The sequence below is a fragment of the Nostoc cf. edaphicum LEGE 07299 genome (assembly GCF_015207245.1).
Lineage (GTDB): Bacteria > Cyanobacteriota > Cyanobacteriia > Cyanobacteriales > Nostocaceae > Nostoc > Nostoc edaphicum_B.
Genome location: NZ_JADEXF010000525.1, coordinates 1 through 4,113 on the forward strand (window position 1 = coordinate 1; position 4,113 = coordinate 4,113).

The 4,113-nt window shown below is 40.8% G+C and carries 1 protein-coding gene; it reads right to left on the minus strand.

The window, feature by feature from the left end; genetic code table 11:
- Positions 1 to 300: 300 nt before the first annotated feature.
- Positions 301 to 3,687 (minus strand): maltose alpha-D-glucosyltransferase, encoded by a 3,387-nt coding sequence (treS, locus tag IQ229_RS16135; RefSeq protein WP_194045343.1) that lies wholly within the window; start codon positions 3,685 to 3,687, stop codon positions 301 to 303.
- Between the last annotated feature and the right edge of the window lie 426 nt (positions 3,688 to 4,113).

Genomic DNA, 4,113 nt, shown 5'->3' on the forward strand with positions numbered 1-4,113 from the left:
ATTCACTGTGGTTAGCATAACTAATTATGCGGACATGATATCACTGGCTCACAAACAAAGTCTGCGAAGGCGGACTTCAATGTTTTGAAACCTGCCTTTGCAGGTTTTGTTTGTATAGCCGCGACTTCAGTCGTTTGGCACTCAAAAAGACAACTGAAGGAAGTGCGATCGCCTCATTGCCTTAGAGTAAATGTAAGGGTTCAGGTCGAAAATTAAGGTATCAAAAATGGAGCGTGAAAATCTTTACTTCCTCCTAATATGATTTATTTCTTGCAGTTTGTTCTTACTAGGAAAAACTGTTTAAGCAGTTTCACTCAGTAATTGCAGAATAAATTGGAGTGGAATTTCTACCCGATCGGAGCGATTATTTAGTTCATTGCCTAGTGCATCAATCGCTTGTTCTAGAAGATAGGCAAAAAGCAGCACATCTAGTTCTTCTGTTGTCTTTGGCAGGAAAGATTCTTGATTAGCAGTTTCTAAATAAGAACTGAGAAAGCTAGTACTAACCCAGGTATACCAAAACTGTCCCCATTGTTCTATAAGAGGTAAATTTTCAGGCCGGATCATTCCAGATTCTTTTTGATAGCCCAAAGCTTCGTTAACTGCATAGTTGAAAGATAGCAACATTCCTGCTACATCTTGTAGAGGCGATCGCTTTATGCGTCGTTCGCTAAAACTACGATCTGCTTTGCCTTCAAAATCAGGAATAATAAAGTCTTTTCCCGTGTAAAATACTTGCGCTAAATGGTAGTTTCCATGATGACGAGTACGCAATGCAGTAATTTTTTGCCCGACAACTAACTGAAAGCGTTCTAAGATTTTCTCTTGGCTATTCAGAACTTCTAATGCTAATGGTTGAGTATCGGTTGGCAAGTATTTTACTCGTTCTTTTAACAACCGAAATACTTGTCCAGTTAAGTTACGTGCATTTTGATATATCGAACGTTGATAAAGTGATGAAAAAGATTCTGGAGCAAAGTCTGAGCTATCTATATTTGTAGCCAGCGCTATATGGAATTGGGCTGTAGATTTACCCAACAACTCAACACTTTGCAGGTAAGAAGTGATAGTTGCAATTGCCAATTCTGGAATCTCAATTTTCTGTAAATCCAACAAGGAACCTGATGGCAGAGGCACTTCGGTAATAGTGGCGTGTTCTGTGGTAACAAAATCAAAGTAGTTTTGCAAACTATCAAGGGTATAGTCCCAGCCACTACGGCTATCTGGAATATACTCTTGTAATATGCCTATAGTCGTGGGTAGGGCAGTTTTATTGCCTGTTTTATTTGCACGGCGGTACTCTAAAGCACCAGCTAGGAAAACTGAGTTTTGCAAGCGTTTTTTCTGGTATAAGAAACGCCGGATTTCTAAATCTGGGTGCAAACCCTCCTCGACTTTGCGGAAGAGTTTCAACAACAAGCGATCGCCATAAACTATATAAGTATTGGTTTGTTCTTCTTTATTCAGAACAGTCGGCTCATGATGGGTTAACTGTCGGCGCAATTCGGAGAATGAATCATTAGTAGTGCTAAATAATTCTCCGGTTATCCCTTTATAAGAGTGATGATTAGCAATCGCATCATCTAGCAGTGAAGTGAGAAAGTTTTTATCTGCTAAAGCATCAAATAAAATTCCAATTTCTTGAGTATTGGGTGAAGGAGTATCTATTTTGCCTTGCACCCCAAGCCGTGCAATTACAGCTTGCGGCATTTCTGCTAAAAGATGTGTTGCTTGCTCACCTTCTGCATAGGCCAGAAATAACAGATAAGTTTCGTGGTTTCCCTGGGTATAATCTACCTGCAACCAAACAATTTGAGCTATCTGCTGGTTATAGGGTAAAGAAATCGCTTCAATGATTTGTACTGATTGTACAGTCTGAGTTTTGCCACTAAACCAGCTACAGGTATAGAGGTAATCCCGCAGTGTTGATTCTAGAATGCTTTTTGACTCTCGTTGCAAAATCACATTCTGCCATGAACCATTTACCAGCAAAGTTGCTAAATCTGCTTGGGGTTTAGGGGGTTGAGTTGAGCTAGGTTTACGTTGTAAGGTGAACCAGTAAAACCCGTAAGGACTTAAGCTGAGGAAATAGGGCGATTCTGTAATCGGTGGAAACTCAGTGGAACCAAAAATTTCTATTGGTATTAGCCCATTGAAGGTTGATAAATCTAATGCCACCGTTTGCACGTAATGCGATAAATTTGCTACTACCAAGACATCTTCTTCAGAGGTAATCCGGCTGAAGGCAAAAACTTTGCGATTATTAGAATGTACCAATTCAAAACGCCCTTCACCCAATGCCGCAAACCGTTTACGAGTAGCAATTAAACGTTTCATCCAATACCAAAGAGAATTGGTATTAGTCCGTTGTGCCTCGACGTTGAGTGCTTCGTAGTGATATTCTGAATCAACGATGACGGGTAGATACAAGCGTTGCGGGTTGGCGCGACTAAAACCAGCGTTGCGGTCAGAATTCCACTGCATAGGTGTGCGAACACCATTGCGATCGCCTAGATAAACATTATCTCCCATGCCAATTTCATCACCGTAGTAAAGTACGGGGGTTCCTGGCAAAGATAATAGTAAACTATTGAGTAACTCAATTTGGCGGCGATCATTACCCAAAAGCGGCGCTAATCTGCGGCGGATGCCTAAATTTACCCGCATCATTGGGTCTTGTGCATAGGCCCCATACATAAAATCGCGATCTTCATCTGTCACCATTTCTAAAGTCAGTTCGTCATGGTTGCGGAGGAACAATGCCCACTGACAGTTATCAGGAATCGATGGAGTTTGCTGAAGAATATCTACAATCGGGAAATTATCTTCCATCCGCACTGCCATAAACAAACGCGGCATTAGGGGAAAATGAAAGTTCATGTGACACTCATCACCCGCACCGTAATATTGAGCTGCATCTTCAGGCCATTGGTTCGCCTCAGCTAGTAACATCCGGTTAGGAAATTTCGCGTCGATGTGCGATCGCAACTCCTTCAAATACGCATGGGTTTCGGGTAAGTTTTCGCAGTTCGTTCCTTCCCGTTCGTAGAGATAAGGCACAGCATCCATGCGTAGTCCATCTACACCCATCTCCAACCAAAAATCTAGAACATCAAATACCGCTTCGCGCACCAAGGGATTGTCATAATTCAAATCCGGCTGATGGGAATAGAAACGATGCCAGCAATAAGCTTTGGCAACTGAATCCCAAGCCCAGTTAGATGTCTCAAAATCTTGGAAGATAATTCGCGCTTCTTGGTATTTTTCAGGAGTATCACTCCAAACATAAAAATCTCGCTCCGGACTTCCTTTCGGGGCACGACGTGCTCTTTGAAACCAAGGATGTTGGTCAGAGGTATGGTTAATAATTAACTCAATAATTACCCGAATACCGCGCTGATGAGCAGCTGTCAAAAACGCTTTAAAGTCTTCTAGCGTGCCATAGATAGGATTGATACTAGTGTAATCGGCAATATCGTAGCCATCATCTCTGAGTGGCGAAGGGAAAAAAGGTAACAACCAAATGGCAGTAATGCCTAAATCTTGTAAATAGTCTAGTTTTTCTGTCAGCCCTGGAAAATCACCAATACCATCACCATTACTGTCAGCAAATGTGCGAACACCTAGTTCGTAGATAATTGCATTTTTGAACCATAATGAGTTATCTTTCAAGCTGGAGTTTGGCATTTTAAAAAGATATGCGATCGCATATCCAATAGAACTATATTTTTACTTGATACAATCGCTGAGATTATCAGCTTATCTTACACGAGTAATGTTTACGCTTTCTTACTTAAGTAAGGAAACTACCAAAGGAGCTATATTTAGTCATAAATAATCATCCCAACTGCGTATATACATATAGCAGTTTTTATTTGCATAAAGTAAAAAGTTACGGGTTTCGAGGCAGGTGGTCACTGAGCGTAGTGGAAGTGAGGCAGAAGCTTTTTATATCTGATGTTCCCGTACTGCATTTTGAACTTCACTTAAAAAGCAACCTGCTGTATAATTTTTTTATTGGATTAAAGATATGAATCCAGTCAAAACTAAAGTTAGAGAAATAGGATGGGAGCAAATTTGTATTTGCAGTGTCACGGTTGCTGAGTTGTATTT